Annotated in this window: 31 protein-coding genes; 28 read left to right on the top strand and 3 right to left on the bottom strand. The window is 28.5% G+C overall.

Features of this window, described 5'->3' with window-relative positions:
* The first annotated feature begins 50 nt into the window (after positions 1-50).
* The 10 genes from FDK22_RS15655 (at position 51) to FDK22_RS03085 (ending at position 5,752) form a co-directional block, all read left to right on the top strand.
* The gene (locus tag FDK22_RS15655) at positions 51-227 is read left to right on the top strand and encodes a hypothetical protein (RefSeq protein WP_171012900.1); all 177 of its coding nucleotides are present in this window, start codon (positions 51-53) and stop codon (positions 225-227) included.
* The gene (locus FDK22_RS03125; RefSeq protein ID WP_138151427.1) at positions 227-451 is read left to right on the top strand and encodes a hypothetical protein; all 225 of its coding nucleotides are present in this window, start codon (positions 227-229) and stop codon (positions 449-451) included. Before FDK22_RS15655 ends, FDK22_RS03125 begins: the two co-directional genes overlap by 1 nt.
* Positions 452-453: 2 nt before the next feature.
* Positions 454-798: a hypothetical protein gene (locus FDK22_RS03120; protein ID WP_138151426.1), complete on the top strand. Its 345-nt coding sequence runs from the start codon at positions 454-456 to the stop codon at positions 796-798.
* Positions 799-1,137: a hypothetical protein gene (locus FDK22_RS03115; RefSeq protein WP_138151425.1), complete on the top strand. Its 339-nt coding sequence runs from the start codon at positions 799-801 to the stop codon at positions 1,135-1,137. It abuts the gene before it with no gap.
* The gene (locus tag FDK22_RS03110) at positions 1,094-1,345 is read left to right on the top strand and encodes a hypothetical protein (RefSeq protein ID WP_138151424.1); all 252 of its coding nucleotides are present in this window, start codon (positions 1,094-1,096) and stop codon (positions 1,343-1,345) included. The genes FDK22_RS03115 and FDK22_RS03110 overlap by 44 nt, the downstream gene beginning before the upstream one ends.
* Positions 1,342-1,881: an N-acetylmuramoyl-L-alanine amidase family protein gene (locus FDK22_RS03105; RefSeq protein ID WP_138151423.1), complete on the top strand. Its 540-nt coding sequence runs from the start codon at positions 1,342-1,344 to the stop codon at positions 1,879-1,881. Before FDK22_RS03110 ends, FDK22_RS03105 begins: the two co-directional genes overlap by 4 nt.
* Before the next feature lie 254 nt (positions 1,882-2,135).
* Positions 2,136-2,687, top strand: coding sequence for a Spy/CpxP family protein refolding chaperone (locus FDK22_RS03100; RefSeq protein ID WP_138151422.1), 552 nt, complete (start codon positions 2,136-2,138; stop codon positions 2,685-2,687).
* Positions 2,684-3,373, top strand: coding sequence for a response regulator transcription factor (locus FDK22_RS03095; protein ID WP_138151421.1), 690 nt, complete (start codon positions 2,684-2,686; stop codon positions 3,371-3,373). The genes FDK22_RS03100 and FDK22_RS03095 overlap by 4 nt, the downstream gene beginning before the upstream one ends.
* Positions 3,366-4,619 (top strand): ArsS family sensor histidine kinase, encoded by a 1,254-nt coding sequence (locus FDK22_RS03090; RefSeq protein WP_138151420.1) that lies wholly within the window; start codon positions 3,366-3,368, stop codon positions 4,617-4,619. Before FDK22_RS03095 ends, FDK22_RS03090 begins: the two co-directional genes overlap by 8 nt.
* Before the next feature lie 29 nt (positions 4,620-4,648).
* Positions 4,649-5,752, top strand: coding sequence for a BaiN/RdsA family NAD(P)/FAD-dependent oxidoreductase (locus tag FDK22_RS03085; protein WP_240534025.1), 1,104 nt, complete (start codon positions 4,649-4,651; stop codon positions 5,750-5,752).
* A gap of 13 nt (positions 5,753-5,765) precedes the next feature.
* Here FDK22_RS03085 and FDK22_RS03080 read toward each other — a convergent pair whose 3' ends face one another.
* Together FDK22_RS03080 and FDK22_RS03075 are read right to left on the bottom strand one after the other, a co-directional pair.
* Positions 5,766-7,739, bottom strand: a complete 1,974-nt coding sequence (locus tag FDK22_RS03080) for a BCCT family transporter (RefSeq protein WP_138151418.1) — start codon at positions 7,737-7,739, stop codon at positions 5,766-5,768.
* Between the two features lie 129 nt (positions 7,740-7,868).
* The gene (locus FDK22_RS03075; protein ID WP_138151417.1) at positions 7,869-9,422 is read right to left on the bottom strand and encodes a BCCT family transporter; all 1,554 of its coding nucleotides are present in this window, start codon (positions 9,420-9,422) and stop codon (positions 7,869-7,871) included.
* Between the two features lie 229 nt (positions 9,423-9,651).
* On the opposite strand from FDK22_RS03075, the gene FDK22_RS03070 reads away from it, so the two are divergent.
* Genes FDK22_RS03070 through FDK22_RS03020 form a run of 11 tightly spaced genes read left to right on the top strand, consistent with a single transcriptional unit; the run spans position 9,652 to position 19,046 of the window.
* Positions 9,652-10,479 carry a TIGR00282 family metallophosphoesterase gene (locus FDK22_RS03070; RefSeq protein ID WP_138151416.1) on the top strand — a complete coding sequence of 276 codons (828 nt, stop codon included), beginning with the start codon at positions 9,652-9,654 and terminating at the stop codon, positions 10,477-10,479.
* Positions 10,472-11,134 (top strand): 3-methyladenine DNA glycosylase, encoded by a 663-nt coding sequence (locus FDK22_RS03065; protein WP_228711619.1) that lies wholly within the window; start codon positions 10,472-10,474, stop codon positions 11,132-11,134. Before FDK22_RS03070 ends, FDK22_RS03065 begins: the two co-directional genes overlap by 8 nt.
* A complete protein-coding gene (locus FDK22_RS03060) occupies positions 11,131-11,922 on the top strand; it encodes a nucleotide-binding protein (protein WP_138151415.1) in 792 nt (263 codons plus the stop codon). The genes FDK22_RS03065 and FDK22_RS03060 overlap by 4 nt, the downstream gene beginning before the upstream one ends.
* Positions 11,923-11,927: 5 nt before the next feature.
* The gene (locus tag FDK22_RS03055; protein WP_228711618.1) at positions 11,928-12,167 is read left to right on the top strand and encodes a hypothetical protein; all 240 of its coding nucleotides are present in this window, start codon (positions 11,928-11,930) and stop codon (positions 12,165-12,167) included.
* A 32-nt stretch (positions 12,168-12,199) separates the two neighbouring features.
* On the top strand, positions 12,200-12,910 hold the full coding sequence (gene ubiE / locus FDK22_RS03050) for a bifunctional demethylmenaquinone methyltransferase/2-methoxy-6-polyprenyl-1,4-benzoquinol methylase UbiE (RefSeq protein ID WP_138151413.1): 711 nt from the start codon (positions 12,200-12,202) through the stop codon (positions 12,908-12,910).
* A 25-nt stretch (positions 12,911-12,935) separates the two neighbouring features.
* Positions 12,936-14,123 (top strand): exodeoxyribonuclease VII large subunit, encoded by a 1,188-nt coding sequence (gene xseA, locus FDK22_RS03045; RefSeq protein ID WP_138151412.1) that lies wholly within the window; start codon positions 12,936-12,938, stop codon positions 14,121-14,123.
* Between the two features lie 51 nt (positions 14,124-14,174).
* Positions 14,175-16,352 carry a methyl-accepting chemotaxis protein gene (locus FDK22_RS03040; RefSeq protein WP_138151411.1) on the top strand — a complete coding sequence of 726 codons (2,178 nt, stop codon included), beginning with the start codon at positions 14,175-14,177 and terminating at the stop codon, positions 16,350-16,352.
* Between the two features lie 8 nt (positions 16,353-16,360).
* On the top strand, positions 16,361-16,765 hold the full coding sequence (locus tag FDK22_RS03035; RefSeq protein WP_138151410.1) for a PAS domain-containing protein: 405 nt from the start codon (positions 16,361-16,363) through the stop codon (positions 16,763-16,765).
* Positions 16,766-16,769: 4 nt separating this feature from the next.
* A complete protein-coding gene (locus tag FDK22_RS03030; RefSeq protein WP_138151409.1) occupies positions 16,770-17,264 on the top strand; it encodes a chemotaxis protein CheW in 495 nt (164 codons plus the stop codon).
* 16 nt (positions 17,265-17,280) lie between these two features.
* Positions 17,281-17,670 (top strand): response regulator, encoded by a 390-nt coding sequence (locus tag FDK22_RS03025; protein ID WP_138151408.1) that lies wholly within the window; start codon positions 17,281-17,283, stop codon positions 17,668-17,670.
* A 2-nt stretch (positions 17,671-17,672) separates the two neighbouring features.
* A complete protein-coding gene (locus FDK22_RS03020) occupies positions 17,673-19,046 on the top strand; it encodes a PAS domain-containing protein (protein ID WP_138151407.1) in 1,374 nt (457 codons plus the stop codon).
* Between the two features lie 15 nt (positions 19,047-19,061).
* Here FDK22_RS03020 and FDK22_RS03015 read toward each other — a convergent pair whose 3' ends face one another.
* Positions 19,062-19,592, bottom strand: a complete 531-nt coding sequence (locus FDK22_RS03015) for a peptidylprolyl isomerase (RefSeq protein ID WP_138151406.1) — start codon at positions 19,590-19,592, stop codon at positions 19,062-19,064.
* Positions 19,593-19,744: 152 nt separating this feature from the next.
* Between FDK22_RS03015 and FDK22_RS03010 the strand changes: the two genes are divergently transcribed.
* The 7 genes from FDK22_RS03010 (at position 19,745) to FDK22_RS02980 (ending at position 25,687) form a co-directional block, all read left to right on the top strand.
* Positions 19,745-20,107 (top strand): (2Fe-2S) ferredoxin domain-containing protein, encoded by a 363-nt coding sequence (locus tag FDK22_RS03010; RefSeq protein ID WP_138151405.1) that lies wholly within the window; start codon positions 19,745-19,747, stop codon positions 20,105-20,107.
* 12 nt (positions 20,108-20,119) lie between these two features.
* The gene (gene panD, locus FDK22_RS03005) at positions 20,120-20,503 is read left to right on the top strand and encodes an aspartate 1-decarboxylase (protein WP_138151404.1); all 384 of its coding nucleotides are present in this window, start codon (positions 20,120-20,122) and stop codon (positions 20,501-20,503) included.
* Positions 20,496-20,816, top strand: coding sequence for a YbaB/EbfC family nucleoid-associated protein (locus FDK22_RS03000; protein ID WP_138151403.1), 321 nt, complete (start codon positions 20,496-20,498; stop codon positions 20,814-20,816). Before panD ends, FDK22_RS03000 begins: the two co-directional genes overlap by 8 nt.
* Positions 20,817-20,819: 3 nt before the next feature.
* A complete protein-coding gene (locus tag FDK22_RS02995) occupies positions 20,820-21,686 on the top strand; it encodes a polyprenyl synthetase family protein (protein ID WP_138151402.1) in 867 nt (288 codons plus the stop codon).
* Between the two features lie 132 nt (positions 21,687-21,818).
* Complete coding sequence (gene groES / locus FDK22_RS02990) at positions 21,819-22,076, top strand: co-chaperone GroES (protein ID WP_138151401.1); 258 nt, start codon at positions 21,819-21,821, stop codon at positions 22,074-22,076.
* Positions 22,076-23,713, top strand: coding sequence for a chaperonin GroEL (gene groL, locus FDK22_RS02985; RefSeq protein ID WP_138151400.1), 1,638 nt, complete (start codon positions 22,076-22,078; stop codon positions 23,711-23,713). Before groES ends, groL begins: the two co-directional genes overlap by 1 nt.
* 156 nt (positions 23,714-23,869) lie before the next feature.
* A complete protein-coding gene (locus tag FDK22_RS02980) occupies positions 23,870-25,687 on the top strand; it encodes a UvrD-helicase domain-containing protein (protein ID WP_138151399.1) in 1,818 nt (605 codons plus the stop codon).
* Positions 25,688-25,726: the final 39 nt, after the last annotated feature.

The following is a 25,726-nucleotide window of genomic DNA, read 5'->3' as shown; positions in this document are numbered from 1 at the left end:
TTTATCATGAAAAACTTAACAAAACAAGCATCTAGTACAAAGCTAAAACAATGACACTAGAAACTATATTCTACACTCTTATCACAATAGCAGTTATTGCTATTGTATCTATTGTATTTTACATATCTAAAAAACAAGTTGATTTTGAGTTAGAAGATGATGGAGTTGATGAGTTGAGTGAAAAAAGAAGAATAAAAAGAGAACTAATGGAGAAAGTAGGAGCATAATGAATTATCTACCAATCTACTTATTCGTTTCAATCACTCTAATAGCTTTAACACTATTAGTTCTGCATATATATAGAAAACAAATTCCTTTTTTAAAGGAAGATAAAGAAGAAGTAAATCTCGACTTAGAAAAAAAGTTTGATGAACTTAATGAGTTGATTGAAAGTGCTAGTAAGAACATAGATAATCAACGAGAAATCAATAAAGAAATGAGAAGGTTGTAGTAATGATAAATCCCGAAGATACATCATATTTAATTAAGTTTTTAATCTCATTAAAAGATATATTTTTGGGATTTATTGGTGGCTTTATAGCTTACTTATTTGACTATTCAAAGGCGAGAAGAAGCGGTGATGACTTTGCATTTAAGTGGACTTCACTATTGATTAATATAATTTTAGGTGGATATGTTGGCTTTGTGATTGGTGGATTAATCCCGAATGAATTATGGTGGAGAGATGCAGTCATTTCAATGTGTGGTGTTTCTTCATATAAAATCTTAGAAGTAGCACAAGCAAGATTCGGAGATATTGTACTAGACAAAATCTCTAATTTATTCAAAGGTAAATAAATGATTTTGGATTTAATTAAAAATATCAAATATATAAAATATATTCCTTATTTACTAGTGGCTATTGCTTTATATTTCGCAGTATCTTTTATAGTTGATACATATATCGAAAACAAAGAATTAAAGCTAAATATCGCAACTATGAAACAAAATGAAAAGGATATTATAAATGCTTACGAATACTCTATTAAAGAACTTGAAATTAAAAATAAAACAGAAGCTACTAATAAAGAAGCTAAAAGCAACGCAGAAAAATCAATTGTACGATTAAAAGAATTGAATGAAAGGCATAAAGATGAAACTGTTACTAGTAACAATTTTGTTGATTTTAGTTTTTAGTGGATGCTCGCAAAAAGAGCCACAAGTAGTTATTCAAAAAGAATTAATTTGTGTGACACAATATAAAACTGAAAGACCTAACGCAAATATCAAAATTTTGAATGAAGATTGGAATATTGAAATTGCAAAAGCATATAAGGATAGCCTGAATGAAGTATTTGATTTTTATGAGGATCAAGTAGATAGAAATAATAGGATGTGTAAATGAAAAGAATAGCAATTGTTGTAGGTCACAGCGTGTGGTCTAAAGGTGCATATAATGAGAATCTAAATTTACATGAGTTTTATTTAAATGATGTACTTGCAAAAGAGATAAAAAATGCACTTAGTTTAAATGATGATTTTACACCTTATTTAGTTTATAGAAAAAATGGTTACGCAAAACTACCAAATGATATAAACCATACAAGTCCTGACATTATAATTTCAGTTCATCATAATTCAAGTGCAAATAAAAATGTTCAAGGAACAGAAACACTTTATTATCATAAGTCCACAAATGGAAAAGATTTAGCTACTTTAGTTCAAAACAAAATGCTTGAAGTTTTAGAGTTTAGAGATAGAGGTATTAAAGCAGTTGATAGTGAAGATAGAGGTGGATATGTTTTAAGATATACAAATGCACCTATGATTTTAATTGAGCCTTATTTTATGAGCGATGATGATGGCGTTGCAAAAGGTACTAAATTAAATACTGAATTAGCAATGGCAATAAGAGAAGGCATTGAGGAATATTTAAAATAAACTTAAAAATAGCACAGTTAAGAATTTTACTTTTTTAATGTGTCGATTTTGTGCTAAAATTTAATGTATTAATTGTATTTATTATATATGTAATATTTTTAAATATAAATAGAAAGTGCGATTTTATGGTTAAATCTTATATATATTATATACAAGAAAAACAAGTATTGTTAAACTGTCGTTAATATAAAATTAAAAATCCATTAAAAGCTTCGTGTCATAATTTCACTGTAATAAATAAAAAAGGATTTACAATGAAAAGAAAGATTTTAGCTACTGTAGCATTAACAACATTATTAGGAACAGGTCTTTATGCAGCTGGGTGTAATTTCCAAGGTCAAGGTATGCCAGGAATGTATGGTATGCAAGGACAAGGGATGCAAGGCATGAAAGGTCAAGGTATGCAGGGGATGAAAGGAATGCAAGGAAATAAATCTTGTGGCATGTCAAAAAAAGGTTCAAAAGGATCAAGAAATTCAGTTATGAATATCTTTAGAAAATTGAATTTATCTTCTGACCAATATATGAAAATGGCACAAATTAGACAAGAGGTATTCAAAAAATATGCAAATTCTACTAGTGTAGCTTTTACAAAAGATTCATTTGATAAAACAAAATATATTGAATTAATGAAACAAAAAAGAGATAATATGATAGAATCAAAAGCTGAAATTGTAGAAAAATCATATGCATTATTAACTCCAGAACAAAAAGAACAGTTTAAAGTTCTTTTAGATTTAAGAGAAGAAAGAAGAAATACAATGATGCAAAATAGACCTTATATGAGAAAAGGAATGAATTTTTGATAAAAATTGCAATGGTTGAAGATGATTTAGAACTTGCAGATGTTTTAACTCAATATTTAAAGCAATATAATATAGAAGTAACTAACTACGAGGAGCCTTTTTTGGCTCTTAGTAGTTTAAAGTTCAATAAATACGATTTGATTATATTAGATTTAACTCTTCCTGGAATGGATGGTTTAGATGTTTGTAAACTTATTGTAAAAGATTATAATATACCAATAATCATTTCTAGTGCTAGAAGTGATATAACTGATAAAGTAACAGCTTTACAATTAGGAGCTGATGATTATCTTCCAAAACCTTATGACCCAAGGGAATTAGAGGTTCGAATAAAAACAATTCTTAGAAGATTTAATTCCAATCATGAAGATACAAATTCAACACAAGAAAAAGTAAAACTTTTTAATTTAGATATTGAAAAAAGAGAAATTACAAAAAATGGAGAATATCTTAAACTAACTGCTGCAGAATATGAAGTTTTGTCTTTGATGTTAAAAAGAGAGGGCTTTATAATAAGTAGAGAAGAGATATTTGATAATGCAGATTTACTAAATTCAGACTTTGAAAGTTCAGGTTCACTTGCTGTTATTATAAATAGAATAAGACATAAAATAGAAGATAATCCAAAAGAACCTAAATATTTACATACAATAAGAGGAATGGGATACAAATTTACAAATGAATAGACAGTCAATATTTTTTACACTGACAATTAGTTTTGTCATAAGTATTATTTTAGTTGTTATAAGTTTTGGAATTTTGATGATAGGAAACCAAAAAAAATTGGACCATCATCTAGTTGACAAATATAGACCCCTTACAAAAATGCTTATGAGAAAAGAGTTTAGACAAGGTGGTTTAGACGAAGTCTTTGCACAAGATCTAAAAAGATTTAATTATGATGTTTTTTTAGACCAAAATAAAATTAATGCAATAACATATAATCCAAAAACAAAAGTGATTGCCCAAAGACAATTTAATGATGTTTTATTTAGAGTATTACAATTAAACGATAGACAGTTTTTATATTTAAAAAGAAACAATAAAACTTTTTTTGTAGAAGATAAAAATGAAATTACTCAAACTTCTAAAACATACATAATTTTGGGATTTGTAATAATTTTATTAACTTTAATTTTATCATTTATAGTTACCCTTAGAAAACTAATGCCATTAAAACTTTTAAAAGAAAAAGTTAATACTTTAGGTGATGAGAATTTTGATTTTGAATGTTGCAATATGGATGGTAAAGATGAAGTTTCACAACTTGCTAGAGAGTTTAAAAATAGTGCTAAAAAATTAAAAGATATAAAAGAAGCTAGAAATGTATTTATTAGAAATATAATGCATGAATTAAAAACACCTATTACAAAAGGAAAGTTTTTAGCTGAACTTGAAAAAAGCCCAGAAAATGATTTAAAACTAAAAGAGGTTTTTAATAGATTAGAATCTTTAATCAATGAGTTTGCTTCAATTGAGGAGTTAATTTCTTCAAATAAAAATATTGAGAAAAAACCATATTTTTTAAATGATATTATGGATAATGTAAAAGATATTTTGATGATTGAGGATGAAGAGATTATTAGTTCATATGATAATAAAAAATTTGAAGTTAATTTTAAACTATTTTCAATAGCTGTAAAAAATTTAATTGATAATGCACTTAAATATAGTGATGATAATAAAGTAGAAGTAAAAACAGAAGAAAATGATATATTGTTTATAAATAGTGGAAAAGAGCTTGAATATGAGCTTGAACAATATTATGAACCATTTTTTGCAAATGAGGAAAAAAGAAAAAACTCTTTTGGATTAGGTTTGTATATTATCCATAATATTTTAAAAGCAAATGGATACACATTATTTTATGAATATAAAGATGGGAAAAATATTTTCACTTGTAAAAAGGATGAAGAATTATCTACGATATAGCTATTATAGGAGCAGGGGCAAGCGGCCTTATGCTTGCAAGTCAAATAAAAAATAAAAAAATCTGTTTAATTGATTCTAATGATAAAATTGGTGCAAAGATAAAAGTTAGTGGTGGGGCAAAGTGTAATATCACAAATGAAAAGGTAAGTTTTAAAAACTATTTAGGAGATGAAGATTTTGTAAAAAATAGCTTATCTCAATTTTCAAATAAAGAGCTTCTTAATTTTTTAAATGAAAATGGAGTTTATCCTAAAGTAAATCCAAAAATCGTAAAAGGAACATACTTTTGTAATAGTTCAAAAGAAGTGATTTCTATGTTTGAAAAACTAACTACTCATGCTAAAAAGTTTATGAACACAAAAGTTTTAGAAGTAGAATTTGATAAAAATTTTAAAATCAAAACAAATAAACAAGAAATTCTTACAAAAAAACTTATAGTTGCAAGTGGTGGATTGTCATATGAAACTTTAGGGGCAAGTTCAATTGCCTATAATATAGCTTTAAAATTTGGACATACTCTTACTAAAACAAAACCAGCTTTAGTTGGGTTTACTGTTCAAAAAGAGCAGTTTTGGTTTAAAAATCTAAGTGGAATTTCAACTATGGTTGAAGCAAAAATACCTTATAAAAATCAAGAAAAATCATTTTATGGAAGTTTACTTTTCGCCCATAAAGGATGTTCTGGTCCTGTTATTTTAAACTCCTCTTTATATTGGCAAAAAGGTAAGATGAGTTTAGATTTTTTACCAAATAAAAAAATAGAACCACTTTTAAAGGGGAATAAAAAAGTTTCTAGTGCATTTCCTCTTCCAAAAAGATTTATGACAGAGTTTTTAAGTTCAATTGACCTTGAAGATAAAGCAGTTAGTTCTTTATCAACTGAGGAAAAAGAGAAGTTAAAAATGTTAAAAAATTATGAGTTTTCTCCCGCTGGAACCTTTGGCTATACAAAAGCAGAAGTTACAAGTGGTGGTATCAATACCGATGAAATCAATTATAAAACCTTTGAAAGTAAAAAACAAAAAGATTTATATTTTATTGGTGAGTGTTTAGATGCTACAGGAGAATTAGGTGGATATAATTTTCAATTATATTTTGCACAAGGATATGTATGTGCAAAAGCATTAAGCTAGTAAGAAAATCTTACTAACTTAATAAATGAATAAAGTGCATATGTTTTTGATAATGGTCAACTATATCATTTCTTATACCATCTTTTGACCATCCCATGATATCGTAATCTTGTCCACCTTCTATTAAGTGTACTACTGCACAGTAATATAATTCTTCTTCTGTTCTTTCTGTTTCTTCTTTTTCATCAACTGCAAAACTTGGTTTAACTCTAGGTACAACTTTAACCTTGTAAATAAAGTTTTTATTCTCACCAAAGTTACCTTCTTCTCCAAGAAATACAGTAAGCGATATTCCATCATCAGTTTCTTTTATAGAAACATCTAATTCATGTTTTTTTAATTCTTCTGCAACATCCGTAATAGCAGGATATGCAATTTTTTGAATAAACCTTTTTACATTGTTTTTAGATGGAAAATCAATAATATTGCTTAATCTCGTATCCCAATTTGCTGTATTATTTATAGTTGTAATTTGAGTTGGGCTATATAATAGACTTTCTTTTTTTGCAATATCAACTCGCAAGGCTTTCATTAAACCATAACAGGCAATTAATAAGACAATGGAAAAGGGCAGGGCACTAGCAATAGTCATTGTTTGTAGAGCACTTAATCCACCAACTAAAATTAATATAGAAGCAATTACTCCTTCTCCTACAGCCCAATAAACTCTTTGCCAAATAGGTGTATTATCATTTCCATTTGAGCAAAGCATATCAATAACCATAGAACCAGAATCTGATGATGTTACAAAAAATACAATTACCATAATTGTTGCTACAATTGAAGTTAAACCACTAAAACTAAAATGTTCTAAAAATGCAAATATTGCAACAGGCACATTATCTTTAACAATTTGTCCAAAAGCAATAAATCCATCATCTAAAATTAAACTAATAGCTGAGTTTCCAAAGAAAGTCATCCACATTAAAGTAAATCCAGTTGGAACAAGAAGTACACCAAGGGTAAATTCTCTAATTGTTCTACCTCTAGAGATTCTTGCAATAAATAAACCTACAAATGGCGACCAAGAAATCCACCATGCCCAATAAAGAATAGTCCATCCACCTATCCAATCAGTTTTTTGATAAGCAAAAAGATTAAAGGTACTTTTTAACAAGTTTGATGCATAATCTCCAATATTTTGTACATATGCTTGAAGTAGGAAAATAGTATTTCCTGCAACTAAAACAAAAAGTAAAAGTAACACTGCTAATACAAGATTTACCTCAGATAAAATTTTGATACCTTTATCAAGTCCTGTTGTTACTGAAAGTGTAGCAAGCGCTGTTATAGCAATAATCAAAATAACTTGAGAAGTAGGACTTACAGGAATATCCCATAAATAATTAAGCCCTGTATTTACTTGAAGAACACCATAACCTAAAGATGTAGCAACACCAAATAATGTTCCAATAACTGCGAAAATATCAACAGCATGACCAATAGGCCCATAAATTTTATCCCCAATTAAAGGATAAAGTGCAGACCTTAAAGTTAAAGGTAGATTGTGCCTGTAACTAAAAAATGCAAGAATAATTGCAACAATGGCATAAATAGCCCAAGCATGTAATCCCCAGTGAAAAAATGTAATTTTTAAAGCCTCTTTAGCAGACTCAATAGTACTTCCTTCTCCAACAGGAGGATTTAAAAAGTGCATTACAGGCTCAGCTACACCAAAAAACATTAAACCAATTCCCATACCAGCTGAAAATAGCATAGCAAACCATGAAAGATAAGAGTAATCAGCAGTAGAATGATCAGGGCCTAATTTAATATCTCCATATTTGGAAATAGCTAAATATAAAACAGTAATTAGAATTATTGCAACAGTTAATACATAAAACCAACTACCATTTTGCACAATTACATTTTGTAAGCTTTTAAAAAAATTATCAGCGACTTTTGGAAATATTGAAGCAAATAATGCTAGTAAAACAATTATTCCAGAAGAGGTGAAAAAAACTTGTTTGTTCAATTTTGAACTCATCAGTTTCCTTTTAGTAGTTTTAATTAGTATACTAATTATATACAGTTTTCATTTTACAATTTTTTTCTTAATCTTCAATTCAATAATTTTTAGGAGTAAACAATCAGGTGTAAAAACACCTGATTTAATTTATAGTTTTTCTGATTTTAACCCTTTGTATAAAGAGAAACACATTACAAGTAAAACTAGGGTAAAAGGTAATCCTGTGGTTACAGAACCAGCTTGAAGTGCTTTTAAAGCCTCTTTCCCTCCAACAAATAGTAATGAACCAGCAATTAAACCTTCAACTACAGCCCAAAAAACTCTTTGAGGAACTGGTGCATCAATTTTACCACCTGCAGTTATACTATCAATTACAAGGGAACCTGAATCAGATGAAGTGATAAAAAATACTAAAATTAGAACAATGGCTAAAAATGAAGTGATTGAAGAAAATGGCATATTTTCAAGCATTTGGAACATTGCTAAAGATACATCAGTGATTCCATTTGCTAAAGCTCCAACATTATTCATAGCTTGATCCATAGCTGAACCACCAAAGGCACTCATCCATAAAATCGTAATTAATGTTGGGATTAATAAAACAGCTAAAATAAACTCTCTAACTGTTCTTCCTTTTGAAACTCTAGCAATAAACATCCCCACAAAAGGTGACCATGAAATCCACCATGACCAATAAAATACAGTCCATCCATGGAACCATGCTGTATCTTCTCTACCTACCCAGTTACTTAAAGGGATAATATTTGTTAAATAGTTGCCAGCTGTTGAAAAAAACTCAGAAAAAATTCCAAATGCTGCACCAGCTAAAATAACAAAAAATAAAAGACAAGCTGCAATAAACATATTTATATTACTTAACAGTTTTACACCACCTTCAACTCCTCTAATTACTGAAAATGTTGCAATAGCTGTTACAAAAACTATAATACCAACTTGAGTTGAAATTCCTGCATCAATTCCAAAAAGATAATGAAGTCCACCACTTGCTTGTTGTGCACCAAGTCCAAGTGATGTGGCAAGTCCAAAAATAGTTGCAAAAACTGCCAACATATCAATAATATGACCAGTCCAGCCCCAGATTTTTTCTCCAAATATTGGGTAAAATGCAGATCTTATTGTAAGTGGAAGCTTTTTATTGTAAGTAAAAAAAGCCAAAGATAAACCAACTACACTATATATAGCCCAAGGGTGTAGTCCCCAGTGATACATAGTTGCAGCCATAGCCATATCTGCAGCTTCGGCTGTGTTTGCTTCAACTCCCAGTGGTGTTTTATACCAACCTGTATAGTAAGCTATTGGTTCAGCAACACTCCAAAACATAAGTCCAATACCCATACCTGCTGCAAATAACATAGAAAACCATGAGATTCTAGAAAATTCTGGTTTAGCATCTTTTCCACCAAGTCTAATTTTCCCAACTGGAAGAAAAATTAAAATTAAGCAAAACAGAACAAAAATATTACCAGCTAACATAAAAAGCCAATCAAAATTATTAATTGACCACCATTTAGCACCATCTAATGCTTCCTTTGCACCTGCCGGAAAAATAAGTGTTAAAACTACAAAAAGTAATATCACAACGGCACTTATAAAAAATACAGGGTTGTGCAAGTCCATTCCCATCAATTCTACATTGTCCTGACCAACTTCATAGTCAGTCTTATATGCTTTATTGGGCATAAAGTAATCCTTTTATAATTGATTTTTTATGAAATATTTTTACATTAGAAAAGTTTTTTTAATACTTATAAAATGTAAAAATAAAACATAAGATGTGTAAGCAAAATATCAAAATATTGTTTAAAATAAACATAAAGATAAATTTTTGAATAATTAATTATTTACAAATGCTACTGTGGATACAATTCTTTCATTAAAATTTGAGTAAATTAACTCCATAAGGATAGATTTGAGAATTGCATTTATAGGTGATATAGTTGGTCGACCGGGAAGAAGAATAATAAAAGAGAATCTTTCAAAAATAAAAAATGAATATAATATTGATTTTGTAATAGCAAATGCTGAAAATGCTAGCCATGGATTTGGATTAACAGTAAAAAATTGTAATGAATTATTAAAGTGTGGAATTGATGTAATCACAGGAGGTAATCACTCTTTTGATAAAAAACAAGAGATGTTTGCTTTACTAGAAACTCCTTATGTATTAAGACCTGATAACTACCCTGAAGGTGTTCCAGGATCTGGACTAAAAATTTTTGAGATAAAAGATTCAGAAGATAAAATAGAAAAATTAGCAGTATTAAATTTAATGGGTCAGTTTTCAATGCCAACTGTTGAAAATCCATTTAATTGGGCAAAAAGAAAAGTTGAAGAGTTAAATCAGCAGGGGATTAAAAATATTTTTGTGGATTTTCATGGAGAAGCTACAAGTGAAAAAAGAGTTATTTTTATGATGTTGAAGGGTAAGGTTAGTGGAATATGTGGCACACATACCCATGTTGGAACTGATGATTTACAAGTTATTGATGGTACATCTTATTTAACTGATATTGGTTTAACTGGATGTAGGGATAATATAATTGGGATGAATGAAAAGATTCCAATTCAAAAAGCAACAACAGGTATTGGTGGACACTTTGAAGTTCCTAATGCATGTAAATCAATACTACAAATGATGGTTTTAGAGATACAAGATGGTAAAACCATTGAATCTTTTAAATTAAAAAAGTATTGTGATAGAGCTGAAATAATTAAAACTGAGGCAATTTTTGATTGAGATAAAAGATAGTTTTGATTTATTGAAGTTTTTAAAAAAACAAAATTTATTAGAAAATTCTCCAGAATTTTGGTGGCCAAATAGTAATGATTTTGAAATTACTATTGGAGCAATACTAACACAAAATACAAAATGGGAAAACGTTGAAAAGTCTTTAAAAAATTTAAAAGATTTAAATCTTTTATCTTTGGAAGCTTTAATTGAAGTAGATATAGAAATATTGATAAAAGCTATTACTCCAAGTGGTTTTAAAAATCAAAAATCCCATAGAATTAAATTATTTGCAAAAAATATTCTTGATGAGTTTGGAAGTTTTGAAAACTTTCAAAAAAATGTTTCTAGAGCGTGGCTTTTAAGCCAAAAGGGAATAGGTCAAGAAACAGCTGATGCAATTTTATGTTATGGTTGTCATCAAGAGTTTATGGTTGTTGATAAATATACACAAAAACTTTTATTATTATTTAACTATAAATTCGATTCATATGAAGATTTATCAGCATGGTGTGAATATGGAATTAATGAAAATTTAGATAGAATTTACGAACTTTATGGATATGAAATATCTCTTAACAAGCTATATTGTAGGTTTCATGGGAAGATTATTGAATATATGAAGCAGAGTAAATCAAAGAGTTTCACAAGGGTTGAAAAATGATTATTATTCCACAAACTAAAGGTGGTGTTGGAAAGTCAACAGTTGCAATGCAAGTTATTGCACCTTATTTGTATAAAAAACATGGAAAAAAAGTAACATATATTGAGATTGATGATGAAAATAATGACAGTCAATCTTTTACAAGAACGCAAATTGTAAATAAAAGGATGTTAGGAACAAACAAACTAACTGAACTTGATGAACTAATCTTGATGGATGACAAACACGAAATCATTGTTGATGTTGGTGGAAATAAAACTTCAACATTAGTTTTAGAAGAGATTAAAAAAGTTGGTTCTTTTGGAAATGTAAAATGGATTATCCCTTTAGGCGATGGTGAACTTGACGGTAAAAATGCTATTGCAACTATGAAAAAAATCAAAAAAATTGAACAAAACATGGAAGATAATATTCTTTTTGCATTAAATAGAGCTATCTCTATGGATAAAGATTATATTGAAGAACAGTTTATTAATTTTTTTGGTCATAAATATTTAGATAGTAATTCTGTGATTTGCGATTTTGTAAAAGACCCAAAATATTTCCCTGTTAAAAATGATAAGGTAATTACTATGAGTAGATATCTTGGTAGTACTGTTTGGGAAATGGCATATAATAATACAGATTTTGCAAAAAAAGCAATGCAGGCAAAAGAGTTAGGTGATATTGAAAGTGCAAGAAAATTTCTTTTCTTTAGAAGAATTCAAACTGAAGCAAAAGATTATGTTCTTGGAACATTAAATAAAATATTTACAGATTTAGATAAATGGCTTGAAATTAAAAAATGAGTGATATGACTTTTAAACAAGCTAAGGAGATAGTTGAAAGACTTGAATTAGCTGAACTTAGTTTACGAAACTCTTTTGATAATATTGATCATGCAAGAAGATCTTTGGATGATTCAATTATTGCACAAAAGAAAATTTTAAATCAAATACCACAAAAAGATAAAAAAATATCAATTTTATTTTTAATCATCATGTTAAATGTTGGTTTTATTGCTGGTCTTTTTGTAGGAAAATATCTAATATAGTCCAATGGGACATTTTTTAAGGAAATGAATTAATGGGAAAACAAGAAAAAATCGTATCAATGTTCAATGACATTGCAGGTACTTATGATGTAGCAAATAGAGTTTTAAGTATGGGAATTGACAAGTCTTGGAGAAACAAAGCTTGTAATTTGGCATATAAATTTTATGATAAAGATAAAATTGAAAAAATTGTAGATGTAGCTTGTGGTACTGGTGATATGATTGAGTTCTGGAAAAAGATTGCTAAAAACAATGGAATTGAACTTAAAAATATTGTTGGAGTTGATCCAAGTGTTGGTATGATGGATGTTGCTAGAGTTAAATTACCTGAAGTTGAGTTTATTGAAGCAGGAGCAGCACAAATGCCACTAGATAGTGATAGTGCAGATATTATCTCTATCTCTTATGGAATTAGAAATGTAGTTCAAAGACAAGAAGCTTTTGATGAATTTGCAAGGGTTCTTAAAAAAGATGGATTAGTTGTAATTTCAGAATTTACTAAAAATGAAAAAAACTCACTATTAGATTATATAACTGATTTTTATATGAATAAAATTTTACCAACTTTAGGTGGATTAATTTCAAGAAATAAAGAAGCATATACATATTTACCAAACTCAATTGATGAATTTTTAACAACTGAAAATCTTTGTAAAGAGTTAAAACAAGCAGGCCTTGAGCCAATTCATACACAAGCTTTTTCTATGAATATATCTACTTTAATCATAGCAAGAAAACTTTAGTTTTCTTGCCTTTAACAGGTTTTTGATGAATTCCCCAATCTCTGTTTCAACTTTAAATACCCAAATTAAATCTTTATTAGAAACAACCTTTATAAATGTCTATGTTGAAGGTGAAATTTCAAATTTAACATATCATAATTCAGGGCATATCTATTTTTCTATAAAAGATGAAAATTCTACCATCTCTTGTGTAATGTTTAAAGGAAATGCAAAATATTTAAAGTTTCAATTAGAAGTAGGACTAAAAGTTGTAATTACTGGGAATATAACTGTTTACACACCAAGGGGAAGTTATCAACTTATGTGTAACAAAATTGAACCTTCAGGACAAGGTGCTTTAGCCTTAGCCTATGAGCAGTTAAAACAAAAACTTCAAGCAAAGGGTTATTTTGAAGCCTCAATAAAAAAACAACTTCCCAAATATCCAAAAAAAATTGCATTGGTAACATCTCCTACTGGTGCAGCCATTGAAGATATGAAAAAAGTTGCAAGTAATAGATGGCCTTTAACTAAATTTATTTTGATACCAACTCTAGTTCAAGGTGAGGGTGCTAAAGTAGATATTGTTAACTCAATAAATTATGCAAAAACTTTAGATGTAGACCTTTTAGTAGTTGGACGTGGTGGTGGAAGTATAGAAGATTTATGGGCCTTTAATGAAGAAATGGTTGCCGATGCAATTTTTAATTGTGAAAAACCTGTTGTCTCAGCAGTTGGTCATGAAATAGATTTTTTGATATCTGATTTTGTTGCTGATGTTAGAGCTGCAACGCCATCAAATGCAATGGAGATAGTATTACCCGATGCTAATGAACATAGAATCTATTTAGATAATTTAGAAAATGAATTTAGACACAGGATATCAAATACTTTAGAAAATAAACAAAACTTATTAGATAATCTATCTAGACTTTTTGAACAAAACTCTTTAAAAAATAGATTTAATCTAATTGAAAAAGAGATAGTTTTTATGAAAAACTCTTTTAAAACAAATTTAACACAAATTTTCAATTCTTATCAAAATGAGATTAATTCATTAAAAAATAGTTATAAAACAAATGATCCCTCAAAAAAAGATTTTAAAGGCTATGTTCAAATATCTCAAAATAATGAGATAATAAACTTAGATAAAACGAAAGTAGGTGAAAAAATAACTCTTCAAACGCCTAATACAATCGCACTTTGTGAGATAAAAAAATTAAATAAACAATAATAATTTAAGTTTACACACGATAGAATATCTCATCATGCTCAAAGGTATTTTATGAAAAAAGACTCGATTGCTGGAAAAATTATTATTAGAGTTTTATTTGTTGCACTTGTTGTTATTGCTATAGCTGGTGTAATCTCTTATTTCATCTTAAATTCAATGAAAGAAGATGTTGAAATAAAAACAAAAAACCACTTTAAGGTTTTGATTGAAGAAAGAATTCAATCAAAAATGGATGTGGCAATTTCAAATGCTGTAACCCTATCACAAAACACGGATTTACTTTTAGCTTTAGAAACAAATGACAGAAGTATGTTAAAAGTTACCCTAACTTCTCTTTCAAATGCTATGAAAAATGGCACTAATTTTAATAATGTAAAAATTCATGTACATGACAAAGATATAAAATCTTTTTATAGAAGTTGGCAACCTGATAAATATGGAGATGATTTAAGCTCTTTTAGGAATACAATTTTAGAAGTTAAAAAAACAAAAAAACCACTCGCTGCAATAGAAGTTGGTCGAGCAGGACTTGTTTTAAGAGGTTTATCACCAATATTTGATGTTGATGGAAAGTATGTAGGTTCTGTTGAGTTTATTCAAGGCTTCAATTCTGTAGTTGAAGATTTTGCAAAAGATGATGAGTTTTTAATTGTTTTAATGGATGAAAAATTAAAAAGAGGTGATGCTTTAAGCTCACAAGATAAAATTGGAAAATATTATTTGTCACAAAAGGTTTTTGATAAAGAGTTTAGAAATTCTTTAGAAAAAATAGATTTTAATAGATTTGAAAAAACAGGATTTACTATTGATAAAAACTTTTTTTATACAAGATTCCCAATACTAGATTTTAAAGGACAAAAACAAGGTTTTTATATACTTGCTGATCATGTTGAACAAGTTAATAATACATTTGATGAATCTGCAAAACTAGTTTATACAATGCTTGGAATGATGGCTGTTTTAACTATTCTATTGGTTATTACAATAATCTATTTCTTTAATAAAATTATTAGTGGGGGATTAAATAAATTTAAAAAATCTTTTGCAGAATTTTTAGATTTTATTACTTTTAAAACCAATAGTTTCAAAAAGCCAGCAGTTTATACAAGTGATGAAGTTGCTGACATGCTAGTATTATTAAATAATACAGCAGATGAATTTGATAAAAAGTTAAAAGATGATATGAGAGTTATTGGGGAAATTGTTCTTACAACTGATAAGGTTGAACAAGGTATTTACAGATGTAGAATCCATTCTTCTTCAGATAATCCAATGATTGTAACTTTAAAAGATACAATTAATAAAATGCTTGATACAGTTGATAAAAATATGATTGAACTTATTAGAACTGTTACAAACTATGCAAATGATGATTTCACAGATAAAGTTGAAATTAGTCCAAAACTAAAAGCTAAGATGTTGGAGGTTATGGAAAGTACAAATAAACTTGGACTTGCCCTAAGCCAAAGTGCAAAAAGAAACCTTCATAATGGACAAACTTTAGAAAAAAATGCTGATATGATGAACAGTTCAATGAAAAATCTTGCCGCAAAAGCAAATGAACAAGCAGCGTCTTTAGAAGAGACAGCTGCAGCTTTAGAAGAGATTACTTCAATTACAAGAAGTAATGCTAATAATGCTTCAAAAATGGCAACTCTTGGTGAAACAGTAAAACAATCAGTTAAATCAGGTGAATCTTTAGCGAGCAAAACTGCATTTTCAATGGATGAAATAAATGAAAAAGTTAGTTCTATTAATGAAGCAATTACCGTAATTGATCAAATAGCTTTCCAAACAAATATTCTATCTTTAAATGCGGCAGTTGAAGCAGCAACAGCAGGGGAAGCAGGAAAAGGTTTTGCAGTTGTTGCCCAAGAGGTTAGAAATCTAGCTAGTAGAAGTGCAGAAGCGGCAAAAGAGATTAAAGATTTGGTTGAAGATGCAAATTTAAAAGCAAATGAGGGTAAAAATATTTCCGCTGAGATGATTCATGGTTATCAAGAATTAAATACTCATATAAATGAAACTTTACACTTAATCGAAAATGTTAGTAGTGCAAGTAAAGAACAAATGACTGGAATTGAACAGATTAATGACACTGTTACTATGCTTGATAGAGTTACTCAAGAAAATGCAAATGAAGCAAATCAAGTTAGAGCTATAGCAAATGATGTATCATCAATGGCAAAAGATTTAGTTGAAGATGCATTAAGTAAAAAGTTTAATTAGGGGAAATTATGGCAAATGGACAAGAAATAGTATTAGATCATAATGCATTTTTAGTAAGTGAAACTGATGAAAAAGGTATAATAAGATTTGCAAATGATGATTTCTGTAAAGTGGCAGAATATACCCTAGAAGAATTAATGGGACAACCCCACTCTATGGTAAGACATCAAGATATGCCAAAAAAAGCATTTAAATCCCTATGGGATACTGTACAAGCAGGTGAAACATGGACAGGTTATGTTAAGAATGCAACAAAATCTGGTGGGTTTTACTGGGTTTATGCAACTGTTTATCCTTTTGAAAGTTGTGATGGGTCAAAAGGGTATTTGTCCTGTAGAAGAAAGCCATCAAAAAAAGAGATTGAAGAGATTGAAAAAGTATACAAAGAATGGAATAAAGAAGAAGGGAGATAATTAAATGGAAACAAATAATATAAATCAAACAGAAGAAGAGATTATAAATTACGCAAATACTAGTGAGTTTATGACTTTTGAATTAGGTAAAATGAAGTATGCAATTGAATTGCCTAAAATTAGAGAGATTTTAACTTATCCAAAAAATATTACAGTTTTACCAAATACTACAAAGTGGGTAAAAGGTTTAATTAATTTAAGAGGTGAAGTTGTTCCTATTTTAGATATAAGAATCAAATTTCAAACTGGAGAAGCTATTTATAATGATAGTACTGCTGTAATTGCTGTTATAACAAAAGATAACAGAATGATAGGTATTGTTGTTGATAAAGTTGACGATGTACAAAGATTAGATACATCAAGCTTAGCACCTGTTTCAGATATGGGGTCAGCTATCCCATCTAAATACCTAAAAGGTTTTGTTAGACTTGCAAATAATCAAATGTTAGTTGTTATGGATATAGAATCTGTTGTTCATAAAGATGAACTAAAGAATTAAAGTAATAAAATACATTATGCAAGAAAAAATTGAAAAATTAAAAAAATTAAAGCTTCTATTTGTTGAAGATGAAGAGGATTTAATTGAGATCATTACTGATACATTAAATAAACTTCAAGCTAGTTTTTTAACTGCAAAAAATGGAGAAGAAGCTTTAGATGTCATTAAACAAAATCCTGACATCGATGTTGTAGTAACAGATTTAAATATGCCAATAATGAGTGGTTTAGAGTTAATCGAAAAGTTAAAAGAAGATAATTTTAACAAGCCTATTATCATAATGTCTGCCCATACAGAAGTTGATTACATAAACAAGGCAAAAGAGTTTGGCGTTGACAATTATTTATTAAAACCTTTTGATTTTATCAAATTTATTGATTTAGTTACAACAATGGATAATAAATAAATATGGCATCAGTGGATAAAAAGCTTTTAAAAAGATTAACGGTTCTTTATGTAGAAGATGATGATAATGTAAGGAATGAGTTAACAAAACTTTTATCAAGCTTTTTTAATAAAATTTATACTGCCTGTGATGGAAAAGAGGGTTTATCTTTATATAGTGAAAAAAAAGATGAAATCGATATTATCATAGCAGATATAAATATGCCTAAACTAACAGGTATTGAGATGCTTGAAGAGATTAGGACTATGAATAAATCTATTCCTGTAATCTTCACAACAGCATATTCTGACACTAAATTTTTAGTTGACTCCATAAAATTAAAAGTTTTTGAATATATCATAAAACCAATAGATATTAGACTTTTAATGACAGTATTAGGTGAACTTGCAACTATACTTTATCATGAGTTTTTATTAAAACAACAAAATAAAGAACTAAAAAAATACAAAGATATAATTTATAATAATAATATTGTAATTAGAACAAATAAAAATCTAAAAATTTCATTTGTTAATGACTTATTTATTGAAATAACGGGTTTTGACAAAAAAGAATTAATTGGAAAAGATTTACTTTTTCTAAAGCACAAAGATTTGGATGAAGAGGTTTATAAAAAAATTTACAATTGTGTTTATAATAATAAACAATGGAATGGTATTTTAAAAAATATCACAAAAGATGGGAATTATTATATTGCAAACAGTTCAGTTATTACAACTTTGGATGATACTGGTGTTATGACTGGGTGTTTAATGATTCAAAAAGATGAAACAAAAGAAGCTCTAAAACGTAGAGAAGTTCAAACATCATTAATAAGAGATAAAAGTGAAATCTTTAAAAAAAGTAAAGAGACGACTGCTTCCCTTGAACAAAAAATTAATATTTTAGAAGAAGAGATTAAGATATTAGAAACAAAAATAGAAAATGAAGAAATTGAAAAAAATAAATATATTAGTACTTCTGAAATCTATTCAAAAGAAAATAGAAAACTAAGAACAGAAGTAGCCCTTTATAAAAAAGATTTAGAAGAGAGTAAAAACTTTTATAAAGATAAGCAAAAATATGTAAAAGAAATAAGTGATTTAAAAGTTGAAGTGAAAAGATTATCAACTAAACTTGAAACAATAGAAGAGGATCACCAAAAATATCTTAAACAATTAAGACTTAATTATGAAGTTAAAATTGACGATTTAGAAAAAGAACTTAGAAGAACTACAGATAAATATGATGATTTAGAAAATGCTGAAGCGATATCTCAAAAATTGACTTACTGGAAAGAAAAAGCAAAAAGTGAAGCAAAGAGGGCTGAAAAACTTGAAAGGGATATTTTAACTCACGGAGATAAAACGATTCTTTCAAAACTATTTGGAAAGTAAAACTTTCCAAATAACTTATTTTATAGTTATAGAAATAATTTTTTGGTCATTTAAAGGTCTATTACCTTGGTATTGACTTGTAGTTGGAACATTTTCAATTTTTTTAACTATGTTCATACCATTTTTTACATATCCAAAAATTGTATGTCTACCATTTAACCAATATGTTGGCACAGTTGTTATAAAAAACTGACTTCCATTTGTATTTGGTCCTGCATTAGCCATTGCTAATATACCAGCTTTATCAAATACTGCATTAGGTGCAAACTCGTCTTTAAAAGCTTCTCCCCAAATTGATTCTCCACCTCTACCTGTTCCTGTTGGATCTCCACCTTGGATCATAAAGTTTTTAATAACTCTATGGAAAATTAGTCCATTATAGTAACCATTTTTAGCATGAGTTACAAAGTTTTCTACTGCTTTTGGTGCAATATCTGGCCTTAATTCAATTTCAATTTCACCTTGATTCGTTTTTAACAGAGCAATAGGATTAGCTGCTTCTAAAAGTAACACAAAGCTGAAAAAAAGAAATAAAATCTTTTTCATTTTTAACCTTTCTATATGATTTATTCAGAAGAATTAGTATATTATGTAAGGTGTTAAAGGTTTATTAAAAATCTATTTTTAGATACCTTTAAAAAATATTTGATAAAATCGCAACATAATTTACAAAAGCAAACTAAATTAAAGGACTTTTTATGGAAATGCCAGCAATTCCACAACCAACATTCTACATTTTTAAATGTGAACAAAGTGCTCCTCCCGGTATGCCAAAACCTTCATGTGTAACTGATGAATCTAGAGATTTATTTAATCATTTAGCACAAACAATGATGCAAAAAGGTTTAATGGGACCAGTTCAACCAATTAGAACATCATGTTTAGGAAGATGTCAAATGGGGCCAGTTATGTTAGTTGAACCTGGACATCATATGTATTGTAAATTATCTAAGGAAAAAATAGATAAAATTGTGGAAGAACACATAATTGGGGGTAACCCTGTACAGGAGTATTTGATACCTGAACAATTCTGGGGAGAGCCTATTAATTTAGTGCAATAGAGGACGTTATTAATGACATTTGATATGCTTTATAGCAAAATTCATAGAGCAACTGTTACAGATGCAAATCTAAACTATGTTGGTTCAATTACTATTGATGAAGACTTAATGAAAGCTTCAAAATTAAGAGTTGGACAAAAAGTTGAAATTGTAAATGTAAACAATGGGGAAAGATTTGCTACTTACGTTATAAAAGGGAAAGCAGGTAGTAAAGATATGTGCCTAAATGGTGCTGCTGCAAGAAAAGTAGAAATTGGTGATAAGATTATTGTTATCTCATATGCTTCATATTCTGAAGAGGAGTTGGAAAACTATTTACCAACTGTTGTAATTGTTGATGAACAAAACAATATAGAAACAATTACAAACGAATTAGTAGGAAGTGACCATGTTTGATGGAATAGACTTAAGTAAAATAGACCTAAATCAAGTTATGGGACAAGTTCAAGAGATGGCTGAAAAAGCTAAAGAGGAAAATGCCCAAAAACTTTTCACAGCAAAAGCTGGTGGAGGAATGGTTGAAATCTCTATAAATGGAAACTCTGAGGTTGTTGATTTAAAAATTGATGACTCACTTTTAGAAGATAAAGACTCTTTACAAATATTACTTATCTCTTGTATGAATGATGTGATTAAGCAGTCTGATGAGAACAAGAAAATGATGGCCATGAACATGATGGGTGGTTTTGGTTCTTTTGGACAAAAATAAGAAATGGAAAAACTTTTAAAAAATTTTGAAGATTATCTTCTTGATAATCTTCCTACTTCAAAAACCTTTCATCCTTATTTTGAAGATGCTTTAGCTGATATGTTAAAAGCTGGTGGTAAAAGATTTAGGCCAATGCTTTTACTTTCTGTTTTAAAATCTAAAAAATCTTTACTTATTCCTAATGCTATGCCTGTAGCTCTTGGAATAGAGATGTTACATACTTATTCTTTAGTTCATGATGATTTACCTGCAATGGATGATGCTGATTTAAGAAGAGGTTTTGAAACTTTACATAAAAAATATGATGAAGTTACGGCAATTTTAGTTGGTGATGCACTTAATTCAGAAGCATTTAATTTAGTTGCATCTGCACCTTTACATAATGATATTAAAATTGAGTTAGTTAAATGTTTAGCAACTAATGGTGGTATTGATGGGATGATTATTGGTCAAGCAATTGACTGTTATTTTGAAAATCAAAAGTTAGAATTAGAGCAATTAGAGTTTTTGCATATTCATAAAACTGCAAAACTTATTGCTGCAAGTTTAAAAATGGGTGCAATAATTGCTGAATATGATTTATCAACACAAGAAAAACTTTTTAATTTTGGAATAGATATAGGTTTATTATTTCAAATACAAGATGATATTATTGATGAAACACAGTCTTCTGAAGAAGCTGGAAAAACAACTCAAAATGATGAATCTAAAAATTCATTTGTGAATTTATTAGGTCTTGATGGTGCAATTAATGCAGCTGATGAATTAGCAAATAAGTGTGAAGAACAATTAAATAGTTTAGATGAAAATTTAAAAGATTCATTATCTGAATTACTTTTAAAATATATTACAAGACATAAAAAGCAATAAAAAATAAAACTTTAGTCAAATTAACTCATACTACTTGACATTTAATCAAATTTTTTTTATAATTTGGCACTCTAAAAAAATGAGTGCTAAAATTTAAAAATTATAATAATAAAAATTTATAGGAGAATAGAAATGGCTTTTAAACCACTAGGAAAAAGAGTTCTAGTTCAAAGAACTGAAGTAGAAGAGAAAACTGCAAGCGGGATTATTTTAGTAGATTCTGCAAAAGAAAAACCAAATACAGCAGTAGTTAAAGCAGTTGGTTCGGAAGTTACTGAATTAAAAGAGGGTGATACTATTATTTTTGAACAGTTTAGAGGAACTGAATTATCTTTACAAGGTGAAGATTATTTAGTATTAGATATTGAAAATATTATAGGAGTTATGTAATGGCAAAAGAGATTAAATTTAGTGATAATGCAAGAAATAAATTATATGCTGGTGTTGAAAAATTAGCAGATGCTGTAAAAGTTACAATGGGACCAAGAGGAAGAAATGTATTATTACAAAAATCTTTTGGAGCTCCATCAATTACAAAAGATGGTGTGTCTGTTGCAAGAGAAATCGAATTAGCTGATACATTAGAAAATATGGGAGCTCAACTTGTAAAAGAAGTTGCTTCAAAAACTGCAGATGAAGCTGGAGATGGAACTACGACTGCAACTGTTCTTGCTCATTCTATTTATAAAGAGGGATTAAGAAACGTTACAGCTGGAGCAAATCCTATTATTTTAAAAAGAGGTATGGATAAAGCTTGTGAAGCTATTTTATCAAACTTAAAAGCATCTTCTAAAGTAGTTGCAAACAAAACTGAAATTGAGCAAGTTGCTACTATTTCTGCAAACTCAGACCATGCTATTGGTTCAATGATTGCTGAAGCTATGGATAAAGTTGGAAAAGACGGTGTTATCACTGTTGAAGAAGCAAAAGGTATTTCTGATGAGCTAGAAGTAGTTGAAGGTATGCAATTTGATAGAGGATATTTATCACCATATTTTGTTACAAATTCTGAAAAAATGATTGCAGAATTAGAAAATCCATATGTATTATTATATGATAAAAAAATCTCTAATTTAAAAGAGATGTTACCAATCTTAGAAGCTGTTAACCAATCACATAGACCACTATTAATCGTTGCTGAAGATGTTGATGGTGAAGCATTAGCAACTTTAGTTGTAAATAGATTAAGAGGTTCATTAAATATTGCTGCTGTTAAAGCTCCAGGTTTTGGTGATAGAAGAAAAGCAATGTTACAAGATATCGCAGTATTAACTGGTGGTACAGTAGTTTCTGAAGAGATGGGAATGAAACTTGAAACTTGTGGAATTGATGTTTTAGGTACAGCATCTAAAATTGTTATTGATAAAGATAACACAACTATCGTTGATGGATCTGGTTCAAATGAACAAGTAACTGCAAGAGTTAACCAAATTAGAGCAGAGATTGAAAATACAACTTCTGATTATGATAGAGAAAAATTACAAGAGAGACTTGCAAAACTTTCTGGTGGAGTAGCTGTTATTAAAGTTGGTGCTGCTACTGAAACTGAAATGAAAGAGAAAAAAGATAGAGTAGATGATGCACTTTCTGCAACAAGAGCTGCTGTAGAAGAGGGTATTGTTATTGGTGGTGGAGCTGCATTAATTAGAGCTGCTGCTAAAGTATCTTTAGAGTTAGAGGGTGATGAGCAAATTGGTGCAGATATTGTATTAAGAGCTATTAAAGCACCTATGAAACAAATTGCAATTAATGCTGGATTTGATGCTGGTGTTGTTGTAAATGAAGTTGAAAAATCAGAAAATGATAATTTTGGTTTCAATGCTGCAACAGGTGAATATGTTGATATGTTTGAAGCAGGAATTGTAGACCCAGCTAAAGTTGAAAGAGTAGCAATGCAAAATGCAGTTTCTGTAGCTTCATTATTATTAACAACAGAAGCAACTGTTACAGATGTAAAAGAAGATAAACCAGCTGGTCCAGCAATGCCAGATATGGGTGGAATGGGAATGCCTGGAATGGGAATGTAGTCTAAGATTTAGACTAAATGACTATAAATATAGTAGAGAAGTTAATTTTTCAACTTCTCTACTAATCTTTTACAATATTTAAAAACATACTTCAATATAAAATTACAAAATGTAATATTTCCTTTAACTTTTAATTTTTTCAGTTAATATACGTCTATGAATTTAACAACACAACAAAATGAAATAATAGAATCAATTCCTAAATACAAAAATATCAAAATCAATGCCTTTGCCGGAACTGGTAAAACAACAACTTTAAAGCTTATTGCAAATAAATATAAAGAAAAAAAGATTTTATATTTAGCCTTTAATTCAAGTATTAAAAATGAAGCTTCAAAGATTTTTCCATCAAATAGTTTTATTAAAACTACCCATGGATTAGCCTATTCAGCTGTAAGTAAATATACAGATATAGATTTGTCATCATTGGTAAACTATAGAGCAATTGATATATCAAAAGAGTTTAAAATAAACTACAATCAAGCAATTAGTGCTTTAAAAATTTTTGAGAATTTTTGTAATAATAAACATGATACCATTGAAAAAGATGATACAGAACATAAAAGTGCAAAAAAAATGTTTGATAACATGTTGTTAGGGATTATGAAACCAACACATAGTTTTTATTTGAAATACTATTATCTATTGTTGAAAAATGAGCAAATACCACAATTTCAATATGATATATTAATGTTAGACGAAGCCCAAGATACAAATGAAGTAACATTAGGAATTTTTGAAAAACTGTTTGCAAAAACAAAAATTTTTGTTGGTGATAAACATCAGCAGATTTACTCATTTAGAGGCAGTAAAAATGCCCTTGAAAAAATAGATTGTGATATAGAATTTTATTTATCAACAAGTTTTAGGTTTAATGAATCAATTTGTGAATATGCAAATACTCTTTTAGAAAATTTTAAAAATGAAGAGGTAAAAATAGATTCAATTGGTGATAATAATGATTCAAATATAAAAACAAATGGATATATTTCACGAACCAATGGTTCATTGATTTCAATAATTGCAAAAAGAATTGAATCAAGAAAACCTTTTGTAACTGTTAGAAACCCAGATGAAATATTTAATCTTACAATAGAAGTTTATTACTTTTTAAACAATGACTATGATTCTATAAAAAGAAATAGATTTTTAAAAGATTTTATATGTGAAGATGATTTAAGTGATTATGCAAAAGAGGTTGAAGATTTTGAATTAAAAGCAGCCATAAAAGTTGCAAAGGAATATAAAGAAAATATTTTTCATTTTAAAGATATAGCAACAAAATTTTATAAAGCCTGGCAAAATAGACAAACCAATGGTTTCGAAAATAGAGTTGAGGAGATTTTATTTTTAACAACAGCCCATACTAGTAAAGGTTTAGAGTGGGATAAAGTGATTGTTGCAGATGATTTTAACGATTTTGCTGATTTAATTTTAGATATGGGATTTACTACTTTAAAGGATTTTAAAAAAGAGCAAAAGAAAAATTCAAAGTTAGAACTTCTTGATGAGTTTAATCTTTTTTATGTAGCAATTACAAGGGCTAGGAAAGTTTTAGTAAAAGATAGCGAAAACTTCCACTATCTTATGTCAAAAAATATTGAAAAATTAATTGATAGTAGAATTAGTGAATTAGATGAAAATATTGAATCTAATATAAAAGATAAAAAAATAAATTTTAGAAAAATGGATCAAGAAGAAAAAAATAAACTTAGAGAAGAGAAAAATATAAAAGAGGGTAAAGCAAAAAAAAGTGGTTTTAAATGGAGTTTAGAAGAGAAGATAAAAGTTAAAAGCTTATATAAAAAAGATGAAGCTATAAATAGTATTGCAAACAAATTAGATAGAAGTACAAGCTCTATTTTAGGTGAATTATTAAAAAGTGAAGTGATTACTAAAGCTGAACAAATAAACTTATCAAAAATTATAAAAGATGGAAAAGTAGCAAAAAAAAGTGCTTTGGCATTTCTTTAAGGCATTAAAAAAGGGAAGCTGATTTCAAACCATCTTCCC

The organism is Arcobacter arenosus, assembly GCF_005771535.1.
Taxonomy (GTDB): Bacteria; Campylobacterota; Campylobacteria; order Campylobacterales; family Arcobacteraceae; genus Halarcobacter; species Halarcobacter arenosus.
This window is presented reverse-complemented; position numbering and strand designations above follow the sequence as displayed.

Bases quoted from the DNA above. Each gene is read 5' to 3' on its own strand.
- FDK22_RS15655 (WP_171012900.1), top strand. From the start codon at position 51: ATGACACTAGAAACTATATTCTACACTCTTATCACAATAGCAGTTATT.
- FDK22_RS03125 (WP_138151427.1), top strand. From the start codon at position 227: ATGAATTATCTACCAATCTACTTATTCGTTTCAATCACTCTAATAGCT.
- FDK22_RS03120 (WP_138151426.1), top strand. From the start codon at position 454: ATGATAAATCCCGAAGATACATCATATTTAATTAAGTTTTTAATCTCA.
- FDK22_RS03115 (WP_138151425.1), top strand. From the start codon at position 799: ATGATTTTGGATTTAATTAAAAATATCAAATATATAAAATATATTCCT.
- FDK22_RS03110 (WP_138151424.1), top strand. From the start codon at position 1,094: ATGAAACTGTTACTAGTAACAATTTTGTTGATTTTAGTTTTTAGTGGA.
- FDK22_RS03105 (WP_138151423.1), top strand. From the start codon at position 1,342: ATGAAAAGAATAGCAATTGTTGTAGGTCACAGCGTGTGGTCTAAAGGT.
- FDK22_RS03100 (WP_138151422.1), top strand. From the start codon at position 2,136: ATGAAAAGAAAGATTTTAGCTACTGTAGCATTAACAACATTATTAGGA.
- FDK22_RS03090 (WP_138151420.1), top strand. From the start codon at position 3,366: ATGAATAGACAGTCAATATTTTTTACACTGACAATTAGTTTTGTCATA.
- FDK22_RS03085 (WP_240534025.1), top strand. From the start codon at position 4,649: ATGCTTGCAAGTCAAATAAAAAATAAAAAAATCTGTTTAATTGATTCT.
- FDK22_RS03080 (WP_138151418.1), bottom strand. From the start codon at position 7,739: ATGAGTTCAAAATTGAACAAACAAGTTTTTTTCACCTCTTCTGGAATA.
- FDK22_RS03075 (WP_138151417.1), bottom strand. From the start codon at position 9,422: ATGCCCAATAAAGCATATAAGACTGACTATGAAGTTGGTCAGGACAAT.
- FDK22_RS03060 (WP_138151415.1), top strand. From the start codon at position 11,131: ATGATTATTATTCCACAAACTAAAGGTGGTGTTGGAAAGTCAACAGTT.
- FDK22_RS03055 (WP_228711618.1), top strand. From the start codon at position 11,928: ATGACTTTTAAACAAGCTAAGGAGATAGTTGAAAGACTTGAATTAGCT.
- ubiE (WP_138151413.1), top strand. From the start codon at position 12,200: ATGGGAAAACAAGAAAAAATCGTATCAATGTTCAATGACATTGCAGGT.
- xseA (WP_138151412.1), top strand. From the start codon at position 12,936: ATGAATTCCCCAATCTCTGTTTCAACTTTAAATACCCAAATTAAATCT.
- FDK22_RS03040 (WP_138151411.1), top strand. From the start codon at position 14,175: ATGAAAAAAGACTCGATTGCTGGAAAAATTATTATTAGAGTTTTATTT.
- FDK22_RS03035 (WP_138151410.1), top strand. From the start codon at position 16,361: ATGGCAAATGGACAAGAAATAGTATTAGATCATAATGCATTTTTAGTA.
- FDK22_RS03030 (WP_138151409.1), top strand. From the start codon at position 16,770: ATGGAAACAAATAATATAAATCAAACAGAAGAAGAGATTATAAATTAC.
- FDK22_RS03025 (WP_138151408.1), top strand. From the start codon at position 17,281: ATGCAAGAAAAAATTGAAAAATTAAAAAAATTAAAGCTTCTATTTGTT.
- FDK22_RS03020 (WP_138151407.1), top strand. From the start codon at position 17,673: ATGGCATCAGTGGATAAAAAGCTTTTAAAAAGATTAACGGTTCTTTAT.
- FDK22_RS03015 (WP_138151406.1), bottom strand. From the start codon at position 19,592: ATGAAAAAGATTTTATTTCTTTTTTTCAGCTTTGTGTTACTTTTAGAA.
- FDK22_RS03010 (WP_138151405.1), top strand. From the start codon at position 19,745: ATGGAAATGCCAGCAATTCCACAACCAACATTCTACATTTTTAAATGT.
- panD (WP_138151404.1), top strand. From the start codon at position 20,120: ATGACATTTGATATGCTTTATAGCAAAATTCATAGAGCAACTGTTACA.
- FDK22_RS03000 (WP_138151403.1), top strand. From the start codon at position 20,496: ATGTTTGATGGAATAGACTTAAGTAAAATAGACCTAAATCAAGTTATG.
- FDK22_RS02995 (WP_138151402.1), top strand. From the start codon at position 20,820: ATGGAAAAACTTTTAAAAAATTTTGAAGATTATCTTCTTGATAATCTT.
- groES (WP_138151401.1), top strand. From the start codon at position 21,819: ATGGCTTTTAAACCACTAGGAAAAAGAGTTCTAGTTCAAAGAACTGAA.
- groL (WP_138151400.1), top strand. From the start codon at position 22,076: ATGGCAAAAGAGATTAAATTTAGTGATAATGCAAGAAATAAATTATAT.
- FDK22_RS02980 (WP_138151399.1), top strand. From the start codon at position 23,870: ATGAATTTAACAACACAACAAAATGAAATAATAGAATCAATTCCTAAA.